Origin of the sequence: Burkholderia sp. Ac-20365, from assembly GCF_017104715.1 — a bacterium.
Taxonomy (GTDB): domain Bacteria; phylum Pseudomonadota; class Gammaproteobacteria; order Burkholderiales; family Burkholderiaceae; genus Paraburkholderia.
Window position 1 is genome coordinate 1 of record NZ_JAAGPI010000053.1, and the last position, 22,151, is coordinate 22,151.

A 22,151-nucleotide genomic window follows, 5' to 3' on the forward strand; every position below is an offset into this window, starting at 1 on the left:
TGCCGCTGCCGGAATCGCGCGTCACATTGCATTCACGCGTGCGCGATCCGCGTTCGATCGAATCGTTGAAGCTCGTCACGAACGGGTTGATCGCGCAGTGAAGCGCTAGCGGGAATCAGTGGAGGATGGGCGGAAGCTCGCGCGGCGGCTGGGCGCCGACGGCTTGCGGCGCGTTGCTCTGCGCCGCCTGGCGAGGCTTCGCGGCCGCTTCGACGTGTTTCGCATGAGCAGCCGCGGGCGGCGATTTGACGGCTGCAGCCACATGCGCCGCTTTGGCCTTCGGTTTCGTGCCGGACGAAGCAACGGGCTTCACATGCGGCGCGGGCTTCGTGTGATTGCCCTTCTTCGCGGCGCCCACTGCAACCGGCTTCGCATGCCCGACGTGCCGAACCTTTTGCGAAGCCTCCGGCGGATTCCACACTTCCTTGTACTCGGCGCGTGCCGCCATCGACACGCACAGCAAACCAACCGTCACCCACAACTTCGAACGCAGCAGCACCGCCGTCTCCCTGCATAAAAACCCAGGCGCGGATTATACAGGCGTACTTGCATTAATCCACATATAGACTAATATGTGAAAAAAGTTCAACTCAGGACTCCGATCATGTCTTCCGCCGCCCACTATTCGAGCGCTGAACGACCGCTGCGACGACCGCCCGCCGAGCCTTCCGCGGCGGACATGTCCGCCGCCGGCCTGCGCGCATTCTTCAACATCGCCAGCGACTGGGAATTGAGCACTGAAGAGCAGATCGTTTTGCTCGGCTCGCCGGGCCGCTCGACGTTCTTCCAGTGGAAAAAGACCCCGCAATCCGCACGTCTCGGCCGCGATACGCTGGAGCGGCTGTCGCTGCTGCTCGGCATCTATAAGGCGCTGCAAATCCTGCTGCCGCAACCCGCCGCCGCCGACACGTGGATCAAGCGCCCCAACAGTGCGCCGCCGTTCGGCGGCCGCCGCGCGCTCGACCGTATGCTGGCGGGCAACATCAGCGATCTCGTGGCCGTGCGCCAGTATCTCGATGCAATGCGAGGCGGCTGGGCGTGACTGAACCACAATGGCAAGACCGCTGGCGAGTAGCCGATCTCGCCTGGACACCCGCGTTCCGCGTGATTCCCACGCGCTTTCCCGCTGTCAATCTGTTCGACCGCGTTGCGTCGCCGGAAGACTTCGAGGCGCTCTACGCGCTCGAAGCGATGACTAACGACCGCGTGCGCACCGAAGTCGGCGATCTCGATCTCGTGCCGCGCGAAGAACGGCGCTTCGGCCCGGGCTATGGGCCGATCATGGCGGCGCTCACGCATCTGAATCCTCAAGGCAGCCGCTTCTCGGACGGCACTTATGGCGTGTTCTATTGCGCCCGTTCACGCGAAACCGCCATCGCCGAAACGCGCTATCACTCGGGCCTCTTTCTGGCCGCCACGCAGGAGCCGCCGATGCGCCAGCAGATGCGCCTCTACACGGTGATCGCACACGGCGACGTGGTGGATCTTTGCGGCGCGGATGCCGTCGATCCGTCCGTGCTGTCGCCGAACGACTACACGCCCGGCCAGGCGCTCGGCCGCGCCGCGCGCGAAGCGGGCGCGCCTGGCATCGTGTATCCGTCGGTAAGGGATGCAGGCGGCGAATGTCTCGCCGCGTTCAAGACGACGCTGCTGCGCGACTGCCATCACGCGGCGTATCTGGAATACAACTGGAACGGCAGCGCCGTCGATATCGTCTTCGAACTGAATCAGGTGGGATAAAGGCGCTGGCGCTTCAGGGCAAAGCCAGCGCCGACGCGCCGACCGAGCGCGCCAGGTCGTTCGTCACCGACCAGCGCTTCGTCGTGCGCGCCTCGACGATCGTCAGCTTGCCGCCGGGACCGAAGGCGCCCGTATCGACGAACACCTGCGCGCCGATCTGCTGCACCTCGCGCACGGGCGTATGGCCGCAGTAGGTCAGCGACAGTCCGAGCTGGCGCATCGGATCGGCCGAACCCATCGCGAGGGCGCGGCCCCACAGCAATTGCTGTCGAACTTCGTCGGAAAAATTGTCGGCGTCGAGTTCGGCGTCCGTGCCGAGAAACTCCGCGTGCAGCACGTTGAAGCGCTCTCTACCCGAGCCGATCACGCGCACGAGCGGCAGCGCGCGCAGACGTTGCGAATACGCGCGCAGCCTTTCGATCGACACATGCGCGCTCCACAGCCCGCCGATTCCATACCACCACTGCTTCTTCAGCTTGCCTTCGGCCACGGCACACAACGTGTCTTCGTGATTGCCGAGCACGGCATGGAACCAGGGTTTGTCGAGCAGCGCCAACGCCTCTTCCGATTGCGAGCCGCGATCGACGAGATCGCCGACGGAAAACAGCCGGTCGCGCGTCGGATCGAACTCGACCTCGCGCAACAGGAAGCGCAACGCATCGACACAGCCGTGCAGATCGCCGACGACGAAGTCGCGTCCTGCATGGTTGGCGGGATGATGTTCGACGACAGTGACAAGAGTGGCATCCATGACACCATAATAGTGCCAGCGCGCAAGCCTTGTATGCGCGGCAACTCGCGTTCGTACGCCTTTCCCCAGCAAGATTCGCGCTCGTCGCAGCGATTTGCATGCGTGGCGCATGCATTTCTGCGAACCTTTCGCAGATACGCTATGCAAACACGGGCACCACGCTCACTGCGGTATCGCGCGCAGCCGCCCTACGTCCTCCACACTCACCGTCGATTGCGGATTGCCGAACTGCTTCGTCACATAGTTCGTGAGCGCGGCGATCTGCGCATCGCTCAGTTCGCCGTCGAACGCGGGCATCAGCACGTCGGCGTCTTTCGTCGTGCGGCGCACGCCGTGCAGGATCACCATCGTCAGATTGTTCGCGTCGCCGGCGCCCGCGACGCTGTTATGTATCAGCGACGGATACGCGCCCGGCGCACTCGCGCCGACGCCTTCGCCCGTCCAGTGATGGCAGCTCGCGCAGTTCGCGAGGAACAGCTGCGCGCCGTTCACGCCGTCCATGCGCACGCCGCGTAAAGCTATAGCGTCGCTCGCGGGCGAACCCCATGCGGCGCGTGCACGCGGCTCGCCGCGATCGACGGGCTTGAGCGAGTGCAGATACGTCGCAATCGAGCGCAGGTCTTCGCGGTTCAGATACTGGGTGCTGTCCGATACGACGTCGGCCATCGGCCCGGCTGCATTCGCGCGCCCTTGCGCGATGCCCGTCGACAGATAGTCAACGATCTCCTGATCCGACCACTCGCCGATCCCGCTCGTCTTGTGCGGCGTGATGTTGTACGCGTGCCAGCCGGCCTGGATCGCGCCCGACAGGCGTTCGCTGGTCTTGAGGCCCTGCGTGAAGTTGCGCGGCGTATGGCATTCGCCGCAATGCGCGAGCCCTTCGACCAGATACGCGCCGCGATTCCATTCGGCGCTCTGCTTCGGGTTGGGCACGAAGCGGCCCTCGTCGAAGTTGAACAGGTTCCAGAAGATCATCAGCCAGCGCTGGTTGAACGGAAAGCGCAGGTCGTTCGGCGGCGGCGTGTAGCGCACGGGCACGACCGTGTTCAGATACGCGCGAATAGCCTGCACGTCCTGATCGGTGACCTTCGTGTACTCGACATACGGGAACGCCGGATAGAGCCGCTGCCCGTCCTTGCGGATGCCTTCGTGCATCGCGCGCAGAAAATCGGCGTCCGTCCAGCGGCCGATGCCCGTGTCGGGGTCGGGCGTGATGTTCGGCGTAAAGATCGTGCCGAACGGCGTGCTGATCGCGAGACCGCCCGCAAACGGGCGGCCCTTGTCCGACGTATGGCAGGCGATGCAATCGCCCGCGCGTGCCAGATACTCGCCGCGCCTGACGAGATCGGGGCCCGGGCCCGCCACGCCGTTCGCGGGAGCACTCGCCTGCGCGACGGCCTCGCCAAGCGGCGATTCGTCGTTGTGATGCGGCTCGGCGTCATACGCCTCGAGCCACGCGAGATACAGCGCGAACAGCGAGAACGCCGCCGCCAGCGCCGCCATTTTCCACACGCGCCGGCGGCTTTTGAGCGCCGCGCGCCGGCTCGCCGAGAAAACGGTCGCATCGAGATTGCCGCCGTGTCGGTCGGATCGTTTCATGTGCATGTCAGATTTCGCGCTTGAGCTTGTCGGCGAGCTTCAGCGACAGCGCCGCGATCGTCAGCGTGCAGTTCACCGACGCCGCGCCCGGCATCACACCGCTGCTGGCGATAAACAGATTCGGGTGATCGTGCGTGCGGCAGTCGGCATCGACGACGGAATCGGCGGCATGGCTGCCCATGATCGTCGTGCCCATGATGTGGTTGTTCGGCGCGAAGGTATCGTCGAACGCAATCTCGGTGCCGCCGAACAGTCCGGCGATCTGCGCGTAAAGCTCATGCGTGTGTGCGGCGCTTTTTTTCACGTAATCGTTGATCGAGTAATAGATTTCAGGCTGTGCGATGCCGAGCGAATCCTTGTGATCGGCGGAAGGCACGATGCGGTTCTGCGGTTCGGGCAGATGTTCGTGAAAGCTGTTGATGGTGACCATGCGCGCGGCGCGGCCGCGAATCTGCCGGTCGATCTCGGCGCCCGTCAGCCCGCTTTTGAGCAGCGCTGCGGTGATCGCCATCGTCGGCACGCCGTTCGACACATGCAGCTTCTTCGCCGCGTACTCCGAGCGGAACGCGCCGTCGCGGAAGTTCACCACCGACGTCATCTCCATCGGCCCGCGTCCCGGCCACAGCGATTCGTTGGCGAGAAACGAGACGCCCGTGCCGGGATGGTCCATCAGGTTTCGACCGACCTGATCGGAGCTGTTGCCGACGCCATGCGGGAATTGATCTGACGTCGACATCAGCATCAGCTTCGGCGTCTCGATGCCGTTGGCCGCAAGCACGAACAGCTTGCCCGTCACGCGCGTGCTGTTGCCGTTCGGATCCTTGTAGTGAACGGCCGTGACGAGGCCCTTGTTGTCGGCCTCGATCCGGTAGACGACCGCCTGCGCGATCAGCTTCGCGCCCGCGCGTCCGGCCTTGTCGACATGCACGATGCCGTTGTACATCGCGCCAATCGGGCAGATCGGCATGCAGTTGTTGTTGCCGCAGCAGGTCGGACGCGCGTCATACGGACGGCTGTTGCGCGCGACGGGCTCAGGCACGACCTTGAAGCCGTTCGCGTTGAGCACCGTGGAGAAGCGCTGATCCATGTACGACAACGGCAGCGCCGCCATCGGATAAGGCTTCGAGCGCGGCGAACCGAGATCGACGGAAGCATCGGGACCGGACACGCCCAGTTGCACTTCGGCCGCGTAGTACCACGGCTCGAGCGTTTCATACGGATAAGGCCAGTCGCGGCCCACGCCGTACAGCTTCTTCAGTTGAAAGTCCGACGGCAGCAGGCGCCACGTCGCGGCGGCCCAATGCCAGGTCGTGCCGCCGACGAGCCGCAGATACTGCGAGTTGTACGGATAGTCCCCCTTCTGGATCAGATAGCTGTTGGCAGGCGTGTACTGCGGATGCGGCGCATAAGGCGTAGACGGATAAGGCGTCGCGAAGTCCGCTTTCGCGGGCGAATTGCGGAAGTTCTCGACGATCTGCCCGCGCTGCAGGCGCGGCCCGGCTTCGAGCAGGATCACCGAGGCGCCTGCGAGCGCCATCTGGTGCGCGACGAGACTGCCCGCCACGCCCGAACCGACTACGACGACGTCGGCGGAATGTGCGTTTGCCATGCTTGCCTCTTCGGTGCCCTCTTATTTGTCTGCTGGCTTATGTCCGCGCCCGGGTGCTTTCGAAAGCACTGTCACCTGCGCGGCGGCTTACGCATCGGTTGGCTTGTGTGTCCAGTAGAACGGCACATCGCGACAGTACGACGGTATGGTCAGGATGTCCTTGACCGGTTCGAACATCAGTGCGCGCTCGTACGCAATCACCTGCACATTGGGCATATCGCCGACGAGCCCGAGATACCAGGCGCGCGTGATCGCGCTGACGGTATTCGCGAGATGCGGCTGCTCGGCCTGCAAGGCCTGCGTGACGATATCGGACGGCACGCCGCCATGCGTATGCAGCCACGTGTTGAGCGCGGCGACGTTCTGCGCGAACTGGCTGTCCGCGCGCGACAGTGCGTCATACGCGCGCTTGCCGTGCACCGGGTCGAAGCTGGTATGTCCCGTGAGCCTGCCGGACAGCGCGAGGAAGGCATCGATTCCGCCGCCTGCGGGCGGCAGCGTGTCGGCAAAGGCTGACGCGATGCCGGGCACCGCGCCATAACGTGCCGCCGACGCAAACGCAAGGCCGGCAGCCGAAGCGAACGCGCCGAGCAGCCACGCACGGCGGCGCGGCGAGCGCGCGTCGCCCGATGGCACGCTGGCTGGCGCTGCGTCGATGGCCGCCGCCCGCGCCGCCTTGCGAGCGGCCATGCGGACGAGCGCGGCATCGGTACGCGCAGCGTGTCGATCAACATCTGTCATGGGGGATCCAGATGATGTTTGTATTCGACCGGCGCGCGCCGCGTCCGGCTATTGGCCGAACCATGCAGGCACGCCGGGCGTCCGCCCCAAAACTGGTCTTGCGCCGCTGTCTCGCGGTCTCTGATGATCGGGCGCGCGGCACGAAAACTGCCGTCGTTGCACGCACACCGGCCGCTGCGCGCGAGAACGCAACGACGGATGAAAGCCGCATGCAAGGCCACTGAGCAAAACTGCGGGAAAACTATAACGTCCCGGTACCCGTTTCGACAAATCATGCCGCATACCCACACCCACGTAGAATCGCCGCAACCTTCGCAGTCGCTTCGCGACATACCCTTGTCACACCTCGCTGTCAGGAGCGCGCGCCCATGAGCGTCTATCCGCAGGTATTGCGCAATCGCCCGCGCATGGTAGCGGGCCTCGTACTGGGCATCGTGATCGCCGTGCTGCTGGCAGGCGCGCACATGCGCCCGATGATTCGCGTGCTCGTCTCATGGGATGTCGCCGTGTGGACGTATCTCGCGCTGATGTGGTTCGAGATGGCGCGCGCCGATCATGACCGCGTGCGCGAGATCGCGCAGCGCGAGGACGAGAACGCGGGCGTCGTGCTCGCCATCGTCTGCCTTGCGACGGTCGCGAGCGTGGCCGCCATCGTGCTGGAACTGGCACAGTCGAAAGGCAGCACGGGCGTGTCGCACTACATCGTCACGGGCGTCACGCTGATCGGCGCATGGTTCCTGATACCGACCATCTTCACGCTGCACTATGCGCGCATGCACTTCGCAGCGGATACACCGGAAACCGCGTTGAAGTTTCCCGATCACAAGCTCGACCCGAACTATTGGGACTTCCTGTATTTCTCGTTCACGATCGCGGTCGCTTCGCAGACATCGGACGTCGTGCTGCGCTCACGCGAGGTACGCCGCGCGGCACTCGCGCAATCGGTGCTGTCGTTCTACTTCAATCTCGCCGTGCTCGGGCTATGCATCAATATGGCGGCAGGTCTGCTAGGTTCGTAACGTACGTGCAGTGCACCGCGTAACTCGCGCGCTTTGCTGTGGTGCACACGCGAGTATGGCAACATGCCATGTAACGGCCGCCTGGCGACACACCCGAATTACACGTCTTCCTCCCGTTTCGCAGCGCCATTCGTATGAACGACGCTGCGCCCGCATCCGTCTGATCGTGCCGCATCAGGCAACGCCCGCCGTCGTTGCACGCATCTCTCCGTTTCAGCCGTTCTTTTGCTGTACTGCTTTCTGGCATAGCGCTTGCTGAATAACCGCCTGTCGTCTGGTTGCTGGACCAGTGGCATGAAGCGCCGTCGACATCTCATTGAACTGACGCGCCGCATGTCGATCAATGCACTACATTGAGCAGTACGCGCCGTCGCAGGACGCATCGCGCGGCATCCGGCTCTGAAGCCTAATAGGCGGTCGTGATCGCACCAGGGTGCATCCACGCCGCAAAGCAGGACGAAATCTGGAAACGACCGATGGAAGCTCCTCACGCCTATGCGCCGCGGATTTACTTCGTTCATTCTCCCCTCGTCGGACGGCTGGAAGCGTGGCCCGCGCAGTTCGAGCATGCCGCGCAGCTCGGTTTCGATCATGTGCTGATCGGCGGGCTGTTCCAGCCGGGCCAGGCCGGGCACGCGCAGATCGTCAGCGATCATGCGCGGTTGCATCCCGCGCTCGGCGCTGGGCAGAGCGCGCACGAAGTGCTGCAGCGTCTCACGGAAATAGCGGGCCAGCATGGACTGACCTTGCTCGTAGATCTCGTGATCGACCGCGCCGCCGCCGATGGCCAGCTGTATCGCGAGCATCGCGACTGGTTTCATCCGTTCGAGCCCGAAGAAGCGCGGCTCGATCCGCGGCATGCGCGTCATGAAGACAACGTCGCGTATGCGAACTTCGACAACGAGCACGTGGCCGCGCCGCTGCTCGACTGGTGGGCGAATACGCTCGATGCGCTCGCGGATACGGGCATCGGCGGATTCCGATTCGATTCGCCGCATCGCGTGCCGGTGTTTGGCTGGCGGCGGCTGCAGGATGCCGTGCGCGCGTCGCGCCATCCGTCGACGCGCTTTCTCGCCGCGACGCCAGGACTCAATCGCGCGGACGTTGTCGCACTCGAACAGGTGGGCTTCGACGCCGTGTTCACGTCGTCGCGCTGGTGGGACTTCCGCGCGCCGTGGATGCTCGACGAACACGCGATGCTGATGCGCATCGGCTCGCCCGTCGCGTTTCCCGAAGCGCCATACGGCACGCGCCTCGCGGCAGACCTGGAACAAGTGCACGATTCCGCGATCGTCGAGCGTGCGTATCGGCGTGCGTTGTTCACGGCTGTATCGACGGGCACCGGCTGGATGATGCCGATGGGCTTCGAATATGGCATCGCCGAGCCGATCTCGCACACGCTCGGTAACGCCGACCATTACGCGGACCTGCGCAACGGCGCGCGCTTCGATCTGTCCGAGCGCGTGCGTCACGCGAACGCGATTGCGCGCGATACATGGTCGTTGCAAACGAATGGCGAACTGCGCTCGCTCTACGGCCCGGACACGCACGCCGCCATCCTGCTGCGCGGCGACGAACACGATCTGCGCGACGCCGGTGAAGCCGTGATGATCGCAATCAATCCTGAACTGGGTACGCCCGTGCGCGTCGACCCTACGCGCTTTCTCGACGGCGTGCCGGGCAGCTTCACGCGTTTCGTGCCGCTCGGCACGGACTCGCGCGGCGCGCCGCAGCCGCTCGCGGCATTCACGCTCGCGCCGGGCGCGTGCCGGCTGTTCCGGGCGGTTGCCGAAAAACCCGTCGTGCTCGCGCCGCCCATCGACAAAGAGAAGAGCAAGACTTCAGGCCACAAGAGCGTGCTCGATGCGATTGCGGCCTCGCGTGTGGCGATCGAAAGCGTGTCGCCTGCCGTCGATCACGGGCGCTTTCCTGCCAAGCGTATCGTCGGCGAGCGCGTGCACATCACAGCGGCGGTGTTCGCCGAAGGGCACGACAAGATCGCCGCCGCCGTGATCTGGCGCGCCGCCGACGAAACCGCCTGGCACGAAACGCCGATGACGCCCGCGCAGCCCGCCGGCAACGACATCTGGGAAGCGCGCATTCCGCTCGAACGGGTCGGACGTCACGAATACACGGTGATCGCCTGGCGCGACGATTTCGCGTCGCTCGTCGATCACATGCAGAAGAAGCTGAAGGCCGAGCAATCCGTCGATCTCGAAGTCGAAGAGGCGAAGCATCTGTTCGCGCTCGCGCTGGCCGAAACCGAAACGGTCGAAGGTTCGGAGCGGCAGCAGCTCGAAACGATCGTCAAGGAGTTCATGAAGGCCGATACGGGCGAACGCCTCGCGATCGTGCTCGCGCCGACTACGGCCACAGCGTTCGCCGCCGCGCGTCATCGTCCGGGCTTGTCGCGCGACCCGATCGTGTATCGCATCGACTCGGAACGCGCGGGCGCGCGCTTTGCCAGCTGGTACGAGATATTCCCGCGCTCGATGAGCGACGACGAACATCGTCACGGCAACTTCGACGACGTGATCGGCAAATTGCCGCGCATCCGCGACATGGGTTTCGACGTGCTGTACTTCCCGCCGATTCACCCTATCGGCGTGGCCAACCGTAAAGGCCGCAACAACACGCTGACGCCCGGCCCGGATGATGTAGGCAGTCCCTATGCGATCGGCGGCGAAGCGGGCGGCCACGATGCGGTGCATCCGCAGCTCGGCACGCTCGACGACTTCAAGCGCATGCTCGCCGCCGCGCACGATCACGGCCTCGAAATCGCGCTCGATTTCGCGATTCAATGTTCGCCCGATCACCCGTGGCTCAGGCAGCATCCGACGTGGTTCGCCTGGCGTCCCGACGGCACGCTGCGCTACGCGGAGAATCCGCCGAAGAAGTATCAGGACATCGTGAACCCGGACTTCTACGCGCGCGACGCGAAACCCGAGTTGTGGCTTTCGCTGCGTGACGTGATCCTGTTCTGGATCGACGCGGGCGTGCGCATTTTCCGCGTCGACAATCCGCACACGAAGCCCTTCCCGTTCTGGGAGTGGATGATCAACGACGTGCGTGCACGGCATCCCGACGTGATCTTCCTTGCGGAAGCGTTCACGCGTCCGCGTGTGATGGCGCGTCTTGCGAAGCTCGGTTTCTCGCAGTCGTACACGTACTTCACATGGCGCGAATCGAAGCGCGATTTCACCGAGTATCTGACGCAACTCACGCAGACCGATCTGCGCGAATCTTTCCGGCCGAACTTCTTCGTCAATACGCCGGATATCAACCCGCGGCATCTGCAGGCGCAGGGACGTCCGGGCTTTCTGATCCGTGCCGCGCTTGCCACGATGCTCTCAGGCCTGTGGGGCGTGTATAGCGGCTTCGAACTCTGCGAAGCGGCAGCGCTGCCGAACAGCGAAGAGTATCTGGATTCGGAGAAGTATCAGATCCGCGCGTGGGACTGGAACCGGCCCGGCAATATCGTGCGCGAGATCACCGAGCTGAACCGTATTCGCCGCACGAACCCGGCGCTGCACTCGCATCTGAATCTCACGTTCCTGCCCGCGCACAACGAGAGCATTCTGTTCTTCGAGAAGGCCACGGATGCGCGCGACAACGTGATCGTCGTCGCGATCAATCTCGATCCGTACAACGAGCAGGGCGCGGATATCGAGCTGTCGTGGGGAACGTTCAACCGCTGGGGACTGCCCGATCACGGAACCATCGACGTGATCGACCAGATGACAGGCGAGCGGTTTCAATGGCAAGGCAGATGGCAACACGTGCGGCTCGATCCCGGCACGCGGCCCTTCGCGATCTGGCGCATTGCGCCCGCGGGCGGCCTGCCGCGCGAGCCCGTGCCCGATGAAGCCGACGCGCATCGGGCCGCTCAGGAAACCACTTTCAACGAAGGTGCGATATGAAACGTGACGATCCCGCCGAAAGCACGTCGCAGGCGCATTTCACCGACCCGACAGCCGAGGCCGCGCCGTCGAAGCCGCGCACATCGCGCCGCGGCAAGACGTCGACGTTGTCCGATGATCCGCTCTGGTACAAGGACGCGATCATCTATCAGGTGCACATCAAGTCGTTCTTCGATGCGAACAACGACGGTGTGGGCGATTTCCCCGGCCTGATCGCGAAGCTCGACTACATCGCGGAACTCGGCGTGAGCGCGATCTGGCTGTTGCCGTTCTATCCGTCACCGCGCCGCGACGATGGCTACGACATCGCGGACTATCGCAGCGTCCACCCGGACTACGGGTCGCTCGCCGACGTCAAACGCTTCATTCAGGAAGCGCACGCGCGCGGCCTGCGCGTGATTACCGAACTCGTCATCAACCATACGTCGGATCAGCACCCGTGGTTCCAGCGCGCGCGCCGCGCGAAGCCCGGCTCGAATCATCGCAACTACTACGTGTGGTCCGACACGGACAAGAAGTACGAGAAGACGCGCATCATCTTCATCGACACGGAACCATCGAACTGGACGCACGATCCCGTTGCGGGGCAATACTACTGGCACCGCTTCTATTCGCACCAGCCTGATCTGAACTTCGACAACCCTGCCGTGATGCGCGAAGTGCTGCAGGTGATGCGCTTCTGGCTCGACATGGGTATCGACGGTCTGCGGCTGGATGCCGTGCCCTATCTCGTCGAACGCGAAGGCACGAACAACGAGAACCTGCCGGAAACGCATGCAATCCTGAAGAAGATACGCGCCGCCATCGACGCCGAGTATCCGAACCGGATGCTGCTCGCCGAAGCGAACCAGTGGCCGGAAGACGTGCAGGAATACTTCGGCAACGAAGACGAATGCCATATGGCGTTCCACTTCCCGCTGATGCCGCGCATCTACATGTCGATCGCGACCGAAGACCGCTTCCCGATCACCGACATCATGAAGCAGACGCCGGATCTCGCGCCGTCGAATCAATGGGCGATTTTCCTGCGCAATCACGATGAACTGACGCTCGAAATGGTCACGGACTCCGAGCGCGACTACCTGTGGAATACGTACGCGAGCGACCGGCGCGCGCGTTTGAACCTGGGCATTCGCCGCCGGCTCGCGCCGCTGATGGAGCGCGACCGCCGCCGCATCGAACTGATCAATTCGCTGCTGCTGTCGATGCCGGGCACGCCGGTGATCTACTACGGCGACGAGTTGGGCATGGGCGACAACATTCACCTCGGCGATCGCGACGGCGTGCGCACGCCAATGCAATGGTCGTCGGACAGGAACGGCGGTTTCTCGCGCGCCGATCCTGAACAGCTTGTGCTACCGCCCGTGATGGGCGCGCTGTACGGCTTCGATGCCGTGAATGTCGAAGCGCAAACGCGCGACCCGCACTCGCTGCTCAACTGGACGCGCCGCATGCTTGCGACGCGCCGCGCAAAGCACGCGTTCGGACGCGGCACGATCCGCTTCCTGAAGCCGAGCAATCGCAAGATTCTTGCGTATCTGCGCGAGCTGCCGGGCGAGGCGCCTATTCTGTGTGTGGCGAACCTGTCGCGCGCACCGCAGGCGGTCGAACTCGATCTGTCCGAATTCAACGGCGCGGTGCCGATTGAAATGACGGCGGACTCGGTGTTTCCGCGCATCGGGCAACTCACGTATCTGCTGACGTTCCCGCCGTATGGCTTCTTGTGGTTCCTGCTTTGCGAAGGCGGCGGCCGTCCGACATGGAGCCAGGCGCCGTCCGAGCCGCTGCCCGATTTCGTCACCATTGTGATTCGCGAAGGCCAAGGCGGCCCGACGCCGGAGAATGTGCGGCTGCTCGAATCGGAAGTGCTGCCGTCGTGGCTGGGACGCCGCCGCTGGTTTGCATCGAAGGATCAGAAGATGCACGCCGTGCGTCTCGCCGCGCTGACGACGATTCCCGAAGCCGGCTTCGCGTTCACGGAAATTGAAGCGGACGTCGGCAACCACACCGAACGTTATGTGCTGCCGCTCGCGATCACATGGGGCGCCGACACGACCACGCCGCTCTTCATGCAACTCGCACTCGCCCGCGTGCGTCGTGGGCGCACCGTTGGCCATCTGACGGATGCGTTCGCGTTGCCGCAATTCGCTTATGGCACGCTGCGAAAGCTGCACGAGCGCGCGGCCGTGCCAACTGTGCAAAAGAGCACGATTCATTTCATTCCGACCGATCGTTTCGACGAACTCGATCTCGGCGATCAGCCGGAAGTGCGCTGGCTCGCAGCCGAACAAAGCAACAGTTCGCTCGTGATCGCGGACAAGGTCGTGCTGAAGCTCGTGCGGCGTCTGCTGAAGGGCATGCACCCCGAAGCCGAAATGAGCCGCTATCTGACGCAGCTTGGCTACGCGAACACCGCGCCGCTGTATGGCGAAGTGGTGCGCGTCGATCCCGAGAACGTGCCGCATACGCTGTGCATCCTGCAAGGCTTCGTCGATAACCAGGGCGACGCGTGGAACTGGGCGCTCGATACGCTGCGCCGCTCGATCGACGAACTCGCGCTGGTCGGCGATGGCGCGAACAACGAGAACCAGGCGAACCAGGATCGCGTGAACGAGGAAGAAGCGATCGAAGGCTACGCGTCGTATATGGGCATCATCGGCAAGCGGCTGGGCGAGCTGCATGTCGCGCTCTCGACGCCTTCGGACAACCCGGCGTTCAACCCCGAACCTGCCGATAGCAAGCAGGTGCAGGCGTGGATCGACGGCACGCAGAAGCTGCTTGCCACCGCGCTCGAACTGCTCGAAAAGAACGTCGATCATCTCGGCGACGATGCCGCGCTGCTCGGGCACAGCATTCTCGATCGCAAGGACAAGCTGGTCGAAGCCGTCTCGAAGCTGGTGAAGCCCGACGCGCATGCGCTGCGCACGCGCATTCATGGCGACTTCCATCTGGGCCAGGTGCTGGTCGCGCAAGGCGACGCGTTCCTGATCGACTTCGAAGGCGAACCGGCGCGCGAACTCGAAGAGCGGCGTGCGAAGTCGAGTCCGCTGCGCGATGTCGCGGGCCTGCTGCGTTCGCTGTCGTATGCGAGCGCCGCCGCGCAGTCGACGATGGAAGCCGCGCCGCAAATGACGGCCGACCGCAAACGCGCGCTGTTCGAGCGCTTCCGCGCCGCCGCCGCCGAAGCATTCCTCGGCGAGTATCGCGCGGCGACGCAAGCGGCCGCGCAGCCGCTCGTCTCGCCGGAAAACGAACAGGCGTTGCTCGATCTGTTCCTGATCGAGAAGGCGGCCTATGAAATCCGCTATGAAGCAGCCAACCGGCCGACATGGCTCGGCTTGCCGGTGCGCGGGCTCGCGGCGCTGACGAGCCGCCTGCTCGGCGACACGGGCGCGGCGCCCCATTCGCCCGCGGCTGCTTCGGCGCCTCCTGCAGCATCAGAGGGTGATTATGAGTGAGCACCACAACGTTCAACTTGAGGCAGCGGGTCTCTATCGCGGGGACCTGGATGCGCTCGTCGATGCACGTCATCACGATCCGTTTTCGCAACTCGGCATGCATGAGACGAGCGCCGGTCCCGTCGTACGCGTGATGCTGCCGAACGCGGCGCGCGTGTCGGTGATTGCGCGCGACAGCGGCAAACTGCTCGGCGAACTGGAGCAACTGCATCCGGGTGGCCTGTTCGCGGGGCCCGTCAGCGAAGCCGTGCCGTATCGCTTGCGGATCGACTGGCATGGGTCCGTTCAGGAAATCGAGGACACGTATTCATTCGGCCCGGTACTCGGCGATGAACCGTTGCAGCGCGTCGCGTGGGGCGATCCGTATGCGGTGCTCGAATGCCTCGGCTCGCGGCCATACACCGTGGATGGCGTGCCGGGCGTGCGCTTCGCTGTGTGGGCGCCGAATGCGCGGCGCGTGTCGGTGGTGGGCGACTTCAATTCATGGGACGGCCGTCGGCATCCGATGCGGATGCGTCATCAGGCGGGCGTGTGGGAACTGTTCGTGCCGCGCATCGGCGCGGGCACGCGCTACAAGTACGAGATGCTGACGCGCGACGGCCATCCGCTGCCCCTGAAGGCCGACCCTTGCGCGATGCAGACGGAGAAGCCGCCCGCGACGGCGTCGATCGTCGCGCATGTCGATGAGGTCGAGCGTTTTCCGTGGACCGACGGCGACTGGATGCAGACGCGCGCGGGAAAGCAGACATCGCAATCCGCGATCTCGATCTACGAGGTGCATGCGGAGTCGTGGCTGCGTATCGCTGAGGAAGGACATCGCGGCTTGAACTGGGCCGAACTGGCGGACCGCCTGATTCCGTATGCGAAGGAAATGGGCTTCACGCATATCGAGTTCATGCCGATTGCCGAGCATCCGTTCGGCGGATCGTGGGGCTATCAGCCGCTGTCGCAATTCGCGCCGTCCGCGCGCTTCGGCACGCCGGAGCAGTTCGCGCATTTCGTGAATCGCGCGCACGAAGCGGGACTCGGCGTGATCCTCGACTGGGTGCCCGCGCACTTTCCGAACGATGCGCACGGGCTGATCGAGTTCGACGGCACACCTTTATATGAGCATGCCGATCCGCGCGAGGGCTATCACCAGGACTGGAACACGATGATCTACAACCTCGGCCGCAACGAGGTGAGCGCGTTCCTGATTGCATCGGCGCTGGCGTGGCTGAAGCGTTATCACATCGATGGCTTGCGGGTGGATGCCGTGGCGTCGATGCTGTATCGCGACTATTCGCGCGCGGCGGGCGAGTGGGTGCCGAACATTTATGGCGGGCGCGAGAATCTCGAATCGATTGCGTTTTTGAAGCGCCTGAATCACGAAGTGCAGCACATGCCGGATGTGCATGGTGCGATCACGATAGCGGAAGAATCGACGGCATGGCCGGGCGTGACGGCGCGCACCGAGGATGGCGGGCTCGGTTTTCAGTTCAAGTGGAACATGGGCTGGATGCACGACACCCTGCATTACATGCACGAAGACCCGATAAATCGACGCTGGCATCACCACAACATGACGTTCGCGATGGTGTATGCGTACTCGGAGAAATTCGTGTTGCCGCTTTCGCACGATGAAGTCGTGCATGGCAAGGGATCGCTGTTAGGCAAGATGCCCGGCGACCGTTGGCAGAAGTTTGCGAATCTGCGCGCGTATCTGGCTTTTATGTGGACGCATCCTGGGAAGAAGCTGATGTTTATGGGCGGCGAGTTCGGGCAGATGGCTGAGTTCGATCATGATGGATCGCCGCACTGGCACTTGCTCGACGACGAATTGCATCATGGGGTGCAGAGGCTTGTGCGTGATCTGAACCGGCTGTATCGCGAGGAACCGGCATTGCATCGGCTCGATACGGAGCCGGGTGGGTTTGAGTGGATTATTGGTGACGACAGCGGGAATTCGGTGTTTGCCTGGCGGCGTGTGGATGGTGCGGGACGTGAGGTGGTGACTGTTTGCAACTTTACGCCGGTGCCACGGCATGGTTATCGGATCGGGATGCCCAGGGCGGGGCGGTGGGTTGAGATTCTGAATAGCGATGCTGGGGTTTATGGTGGGTCTAATGTTGGAAACGGTGGTGTGATTTATACCGATGAGGTGGCGGCGCATGGGAGGCCGCATTCGGCTTCTTTAGTGCTGCCGCCGTTGGGGACTGTTGTTGTGAGGGCAGATTGAGGTTTGGCTTTTTGTCTTGCGACGTTGGGGTGGGTTGCTTTTGTTTGTGCTGGCATCCGCGTGGTGTCTTGCCTGGTTCAGGCGTTGCCCTTTTGTTTGCGCTGGCATCCGCGATTTGTCTTGCCTGCTTCAAGCGTTGCCCCTGTGCGGGGCGGCACTTACTTTCTTTGCCGCCGCAAAGAAAGTAAGCAAAGAAAGCGGGCTAACACCGCCAGCACTTGTTTTTGCCTGAGGGCCCCCAACGGTTCTTATGCTTCAGACGACAACTGCTCTGTTAATTGCCCGTTGCCAAGGTTTCGAATAACCGCCTCACCTGCTCCAGCCACCTCCGGTGCAGCATGCGGCAATGAATGGTTACGGCCGCCCAGGTGGCAAACTGTGTGTAGGTCGTAGCGCTGCACGCGTCGGCGCTCTTACAAGAAACGCCGATCTTGCTTTTTGATTTTTGTCCGAAGTGAGCGCATGTACGACGCACAAGCCTACACACAGTTTGCCACTATAGAAGCTGGGCAATGCGATTGCGCGCGTAGCAACGCGGGAGCGTGAAGCGGGTGATGAGCCAATCGAAGCGTTGGCAGCGGGCATGGAGAAGAATGCTGTCGCGGACAGGACGGGGCCGTTGGGGGCCCGTGGGCAAACGTCAAGAGCTGGCGGTGTGAGCGGCTTTCTTTGCTTACTTTCTTTGCCGCGGCAAAGAAAGTAAGTGCCGCCCCGCACAGGGGCAACGCGTGAACAAGGCAAAACACATCGCGGATGCCAGCGAAAGCAAAAGCGAAACCCAAACCACTAACGTCGCAGACAAAAAAACGCACCGAAGGTAAAACCAAAAAACAAACTGGAACTCTTGCCATGCCACACGTGCTACCAGACCGACTGTTGCCCGGCAACCCCTACCCATTAGGCTCGAGCTGGGACGGCTTAGGCGTGAACTTCGCAGTCTTCTCCGCGAACGCGCAACGCATCGAACTCTGCCTCTTCGAGCCGACAGGCAGAAAGGAACTGAAGCGTTACGCGCTGCCAGAATGCACTGACGAGGTATGGCACGGCTACCTGCCGCATGCGCATCCTGGCACCGTCTACGCTTTCCGCGCCCACGGCCCATACCAACCTCAACACGGACATCGCTTCAACCCACACAAACTATTGCTGGATCCGTACGCCAGAAAACTCATCGGCCAGTTCCGGTGGTCCGACGCGCTGTTCAGCTACCGCGTTCACTCGAACAGAATGGACCTGTCCATCGACAGACGCGACTCGGCGCCCGCCATGCCGAAATGCGTCGTCGTCGACGAAGCCTTCGACTGGTCCCACGACACACGCCCCAACGTGCCGTGGAGCGAAACCGTCATCTACGAAACCCACGTGCGCGGTGCATCCATGCTGCGCAAAGACCTGCGCGCGCCCGAACGCGGTACCTTCGCCGCGCTCGCGTCGCCGGAATTCATCGAGCATCTGCAGAAGCTCGGCGTCACCGCCGTGGAGCTGCTGCCGGTGCACGCATTTCTCAACGACCGCTTTCTCGTCGAGCGCGGGCTGCGCAACTACTGGGGCTACAACACCGCTGCATTCTTTGCACCGGAGCCGTCGTATCTGTCCTCACACCGGCTCGATGAAATGCGCATCGCCGTCCGTCAACTGCACGCGGCAGGAATCGAGGTGATACTCGACGTCGTCTATAACCACACGTGCGAAGGCAATGAGATGGGCCCCACCGTGTCGTGGCGCGGACTCGATAACGCTAGCTATTACCGCCTGATTCCAGGCGATGAGCGCCATCACATCAACGACACGGGCTGCGGCAACACGCTCAATCTGCCCCATCCGCGCGTGCTGCAAATGGTGATGGATTCACTGCGCTACTGGTCGACGGCGTTCAATATCGATGGCTTCCGTTTCGATCTCGGCGTCACGCTCGGACGCGAGCATTCGGGCTTCGATCCCGGCTCGGGCTTCTTCGACGCGCTCCGGCAAGACCCGATTCTTTCGCAACGCAAGCTGATTTCCGAGCCTTGGGATATCGGCCCCGGCGGCTATCAGCTCGGCAATCATCCGCCTGGCGTCAGCGAATGGAACGACCGTTTTCGCGATTCCGTGCGCCGCTTCTGGCGCGGCGACGCGGGCATGCGGCCCGATCTGGCCGCGCGGCTGACGGGATCGGCGGATCTGTTCAACCGGCGTTTTCGCAAACCGACGGCATCGATCAATTTCGTCACGTCGCACGACGGCTTCACGCTTTCCGATCTCGTCGCGTACTCGCAAAAGCACAATGAGATCAACGGCGAGAACAACAACGACGGCCACAACGAGAATTACAGCTCGAACTGGGGCATCGAAGGTCCAACCGACGAGCCCGCCATCGCCGAAACACGCGAACGCGCGTCGCGTTCGCTGATCGCCACGCTGTTCATCGCGCTCGGCACCCCGATGATGCTCGCCGGCGACGAAATGGGCCGCACCCAGCGCGGCAACAACAACGCCTATTGCCAGGATAACGAAATTTCCTGGGTAGATTGGGAACGTGCTGCACTCCCACACGGGCGCAAAATGACTATGTTCTTCGCGCGGATCATCGCGTTGCGAAAACAGCATCCGCTGCTGCGCGAAAACCGCTTTCTGTTTGGCGATCGCGAAGTGCTGCCGGGCCTCTTCGACGTCGGCTGGTTCGACGAGCACGGCGAGGCGCTGACCATCGAAGCCTGGCAGGATCCCGAAGGCCGCGCCTTCACGCTGCGGCGCGCGGGCGCAGGACTGAACGGAGAAACGGAAGTATTGTTGATGATGTTGAACGCTTCGGGTACGGCGCTGCGTTTCACACCGCCGCCGCCGCACCTGGAATGGCATGTGCTGCTCGATACGGCGAACCCGGAAGCGCCGCCCGCGCCGCTCGCCGCGCCCGATCTGGAAGTCGCCGCGCATAGCATGGTGGTGCTGGCGGCGCAGCCCACGGGCGATGCGGACTGGCAGGCCAGCTGGCGTGCGGGCGCGCAGTACGGCCCGCGTCTCCTGACGGCATTGCCGCCGGACCCCGGCACGTCGATGCCCGATCCGGAGCAATCCGGCTGATCGCCAGGCGCGCCCGAGTATCGACCGATTAGAAATGAAACGCTGGAAGAAAAGCCCATGCCGGAAGGTCCGCAATGAACACGCGAATCAATATGCCGACGAATGGTGAGAATCATGCATGAACGTCCGATCGACCCTCACGCGCATCATCACGCGCACTGCCTGCCGTTCGGCGCGCAGCTGCTCGGCGCGGCGAGCGCGAAGCCGCGCACGCGCTTCAGGCTGTGGGCGCCGTCGTGCGCGAAGGTGCAGGTCGTCATTGAAAACGGCGACGCGTCCGGCGTGCACGACATGAGCGCGACCGGCAACGGCTGGTTCGAACTGGAAGCGGGCTGCGGCGCGGGCACGCTGTATCGCTACAAGCTCGATGGCGCGCTGATGGTGCCCGACCCGGCGTCGCGCTTCCAGCCGCAGGATGTGCATGGGCCGAGCGAAGTCATCGATCCGCGCGCGTACACATGGGAACACACGCATTGGTGCGGCCGTGCCTGGGAAGAAACGGTGCTGTACGAGTTGCACGTCGGCGCGCTGGGCGGCTATGCAGGCGTGATGAAACGCCTGCCCGAAATCGCCGCGCTCGGCGTCACTGCCATCGAACTGATGCCGCTCAACGACTTTCCCGGCAAACGCAACTGGGGCTATGACGGCGTGCTGCCGTATGCGCCGGATTCCGCCTACGGACATCCCGACGAGCTGAAAGCGCTGATCGACGCCGCGCACGGCCACGGTCTCGCCGTGTTTCTCGACGTGGTCTACAACCACTTCGGCCCGGACGGCAACTATCTGCATCAGTATGCGAAGCCGTTTTTCCGCGAAGGCACGCATACGCCGTGGGGCCCGGCAATCGATTTCGCGCGCAGCGAAGTCAGCGAATTCTTCTGCGACAACGCGCTCTACTGGCTCAACGAATATCGCTTCGATGGCTTGCGCATGGACGCCGTGCACGCTATCGATAACGACGAATGGCTGCGCGGTTTCGCCGATCACGTGCGCGCGCATGTGCAGCACGGACGTCACGTGCATCTGGTGCTGGAAAACGAGCGCAACACCGCGAATCTGCTCGACACGCATTTCACCGCGCAATGGAACGACGACGCGCACAACACGCTGCACGTGCTGCTGACAGGCGAACACGAAGGCTATTACGCCGCCTACGTCGATCAACCAATCCAGCGGCTCGCGCGGATACTTGGCAGCGGCTTCGGCTATCAGGGCGATCCTTCGCCGATCCACGACGACAAGCCGCGCGGGCAACCGAGCGGCCATCTGCGGCCCACATCGTTCGTCGCGTTCCTGCAGAACCACGACCAGATCGGCAATCGTGCGATGGGCGAGCGTCTGCGCACGCTGTGCTCCGATGACGCGTTGCGTGCCGCGACGGGATTACTGCTGCTGTCACCACAGATTCCGCTGCTGTTCATGGACGAAGAGTACGGCTCGAAGCAGCCGTTCCTGTTCTTCACCGATTACACCGGCGATCTCGCGAACGCCGTGCGCGAAGGACGCCGCAAGGAATTCGCGCGCTTCTCCGCGTTTGCAGATGAAAAGCGCCGCGCGCTGATTCCCGATCCGAACGATCCGCAGACGCTAGCGATGTCATCGCCGCCGGCCGAGCGGCTAGCCGAGCGTCACGGCGACACGCCCGAAGCCAAAGACGCGCTCGACTGGATGCACTTCTACAAATCCGCGCTGGCCGTACGCGCGAAGCTGATTGCGCCGCGCCTCCGGCATGCGAAGGTACTTGGCGCAAGCGTGCTCAAAGCGGCGGGCGATCAGGATGCGAACGCGCTCGTCGCGCGCTGGAAACTGGACGATGGCGAGACGCTATCGATCATGCTGAATCTCGGTGCTGAAACCGTGCAACTGACCGAACGCCCTACAGGCAAGGTGATTTTCGAAACGCCGCCGCGCGTGCGCGATCGAATCGATGCGGGTGAGTTGCAGTCGAACGCATTCGTCGCGTGGCTGACGGGCGATGTCAGCGACTATGCAACCGGACACGACGTGCGCAAGCACGTGCAAGAGGAGTAACC

Annotated in this window: 13 protein-coding genes and 1 pseudogene; 9 read left to right on the top strand and 5 right to left on the bottom strand. The window is 63.3% G+C overall.

The genetic code is table 11. The annotated features are described in order from the left end of the window. A pseudogene (locus G3O01_RS45470) lies at nucleotides 1-101 on the top strand (LysR family transcriptional regulator); the annotation flags it as partial. A gap of 14 nt (nucleotides 102-115) precedes the next feature. Here G3O01_RS45470 and G3O01_RS41245 read toward each other — a convergent pair. Continuing rightward, nucleotides 116-499 (bottom strand): hypothetical protein, encoded by a 384-nt coding sequence (locus G3O01_RS41245; RefSeq protein WP_205813237.1) that lies wholly within the window; start codon nucleotides 497-499, stop codon nucleotides 116-118. 105 nt (nucleotides 500-604) lie between these two features. Between G3O01_RS41245 and G3O01_RS41250 the strand changes: the two genes are divergently transcribed. Both G3O01_RS41250 and G3O01_RS41255 read left to right on the top strand, forming a co-directional pair. After that, the gene (locus tag G3O01_RS41250) at nucleotides 605-1,042 is read left to right on the top strand and encodes an MbcA/ParS/Xre antitoxin family protein (protein ID WP_205813238.1); all 438 of its coding nucleotides are present in this window, start codon (nucleotides 605-607) and stop codon (nucleotides 1,040-1,042) included. Beyond that, nucleotides 1,039-1,740, top strand: coding sequence for an RES family NAD+ phosphorylase (locus G3O01_RS41255; protein ID WP_205813239.1), 702 nt, complete (start codon nucleotides 1,039-1,041; stop codon nucleotides 1,738-1,740). Before G3O01_RS41250 ends, G3O01_RS41255 begins: the two co-directional genes overlap by 4 nt. 13 nt (nucleotides 1,741-1,753) lie before the next feature. Here G3O01_RS41255 and G3O01_RS41260 read toward each other — a convergent pair whose 3' ends face one another. From G3O01_RS41260 to G3O01_RS41275, 4 genes are all read right to left on the bottom strand, one after another. Next, nucleotides 1,754-2,491, bottom strand: coding sequence for a metallophosphoesterase (locus G3O01_RS41260; protein ID WP_205813240.1), 738 nt, complete (start codon nucleotides 2,489-2,491; stop codon nucleotides 1,754-1,756). 162 nt (nucleotides 2,492-2,653) lie between these two features. Further along, nucleotides 2,654-4,090 (bottom strand): cytochrome c, encoded by a 1,437-nt coding sequence (locus tag G3O01_RS41265; protein ID WP_205813241.1) that lies wholly within the window; start codon nucleotides 4,088-4,090, stop codon nucleotides 2,654-2,656. Nucleotides 4,091-4,097: 7 nt separating this feature from the next. Beyond that, nucleotides 4,098-5,699 carry a GMC family oxidoreductase gene (locus tag G3O01_RS41270; RefSeq protein ID WP_205813242.1) on the bottom strand — a complete coding sequence of 534 codons (1,602 nt, stop codon included), beginning with the start codon at nucleotides 5,697-5,699 and terminating at the stop codon, nucleotides 4,098-4,100. Between the two features lie 87 nt (nucleotides 5,700-5,786). Next, nucleotides 5,787-6,440 carry a sugar dehydrogenase complex small subunit gene (locus tag G3O01_RS41275; protein WP_205813243.1) on the bottom strand — a complete coding sequence of 218 codons (654 nt, stop codon included), beginning with the start codon at nucleotides 6,438-6,440 and terminating at the stop codon, nucleotides 5,787-5,789. A 368-nt stretch (nucleotides 6,441-6,808) separates the two neighbouring features. Between G3O01_RS41275 and G3O01_RS41280 the strand changes: the two genes are divergently transcribed. The 6 genes from G3O01_RS41280 (at nucleotide 6,809) to treZ (ending at nucleotide 22,149) form a co-directional block, all read left to right on the top strand. Further along, nucleotides 6,809-7,459, top strand: a complete 651-nt coding sequence (locus tag G3O01_RS41280; RefSeq protein WP_205813244.1) for a DUF1345 domain-containing protein — start codon at nucleotides 6,809-6,811, stop codon at nucleotides 7,457-7,459. A gap of 476 nt (nucleotides 7,460-7,935) precedes the next feature. Next, nucleotides 7,936-11,379, top strand: coding sequence for a maltotransferase domain-containing protein (locus tag G3O01_RS41285; protein WP_205813245.1), 3,444 nt, complete (start codon nucleotides 7,936-7,938; stop codon nucleotides 11,377-11,379). Beyond that, a complete protein-coding gene (gene treS / locus G3O01_RS41290; RefSeq protein ID WP_205813246.1) occupies nucleotides 11,376-14,837 on the top strand; it encodes a maltose alpha-D-glucosyltransferase in 3,462 nt (1,153 codons plus the stop codon). The genes G3O01_RS41285 and treS overlap by 4 nt, the downstream gene beginning before the upstream one ends. Beyond that, complete coding sequence (gene glgB / locus G3O01_RS41295; RefSeq protein WP_205813247.1) at nucleotides 14,830-17,055, top strand: 1,4-alpha-glucan branching protein GlgB; 2,226 nt, start codon at nucleotides 14,830-14,832, stop codon at nucleotides 17,053-17,055. The genes treS and glgB overlap by 8 nt, the downstream gene beginning before the upstream one ends. A gap of 849 nt (nucleotides 17,056-17,904) precedes the next feature. Then, nucleotides 17,905-20,118, top strand: coding sequence for a glycogen debranching protein GlgX (gene glgX, locus G3O01_RS41300; protein WP_205813248.1), 2,214 nt, complete (start codon nucleotides 17,905-17,907; stop codon nucleotides 20,116-20,118). 114 nt (nucleotides 20,119-20,232) lie between these two features. After that, nucleotides 20,233-22,149: a malto-oligosyltrehalose trehalohydrolase gene (treZ, locus tag G3O01_RS41305; RefSeq protein ID WP_205813249.1), complete on the top strand. Its 1,917-nt coding sequence runs from the start codon at nucleotides 20,233-20,235 to the stop codon at nucleotides 22,147-22,149. The last annotated feature ends 2 nt before the right edge of the window (nucleotides 22,150-22,151 follow it).

Excerpts from the sequence above, each read along its gene's own strand:
- G3O01_RS41250 (WP_205813238.1), top strand. The coding sequence starts at position 605 with ATGTCTTCCGCCGCCCACTATTCGAGCGCTGAACGACCGCTGCGACGA.
- G3O01_RS41260 (WP_205813240.1), bottom strand. The coding sequence starts at position 2,491 with ATGGATGCCACTCTTGTCACTGTCGTCGAACATCATCCCGCCAACCAT.
- G3O01_RS41265 (WP_205813241.1), bottom strand. The coding sequence starts at position 4,090 with ATGAAACGATCCGACCGACACGGCGGCAATCTCGATGCGACCGTTTTC.
- G3O01_RS41270 (WP_205813242.1), bottom strand. The coding sequence starts at position 5,699 with ATGGCAAACGCACATTCCGCCGACGTCGTCGTAGTCGGTTCGGGCGTG.
- G3O01_RS41275 (WP_205813243.1), bottom strand. The coding sequence starts at position 6,440 with ATGACAGATGTTGATCGACACGCTGCGCGTACCGATGCCGCGCTCGTC.
- G3O01_RS41280 (WP_205813244.1), top strand. The coding sequence starts at position 6,809 with ATGAGCGTCTATCCGCAGGTATTGCGCAATCGCCCGCGCATGGTAGCG.
- G3O01_RS41285 (WP_205813245.1), top strand. The coding sequence starts at position 7,936 with ATGGAAGCTCCTCACGCCTATGCGCCGCGGATTTACTTCGTTCATTCT.
- treS (WP_205813246.1), top strand. The coding sequence starts at position 11,376 with ATGAAACGTGACGATCCCGCCGAAAGCACGTCGCAGGCGCATTTCACC.
- glgB (WP_205813247.1), top strand. The coding sequence starts at position 14,830 with ATGAGTGAGCACCACAACGTTCAACTTGAGGCAGCGGGTCTCTATCGC.
- glgX (WP_205813248.1), top strand. The coding sequence starts at position 17,905 with ATGCCACACGTGCTACCAGACCGACTGTTGCCCGGCAACCCCTACCCA.
- treZ (WP_205813249.1), top strand. The coding sequence starts at position 20,233 with ATGCATGAACGTCCGATCGACCCTCACGCGCATCATCACGCGCACTGC.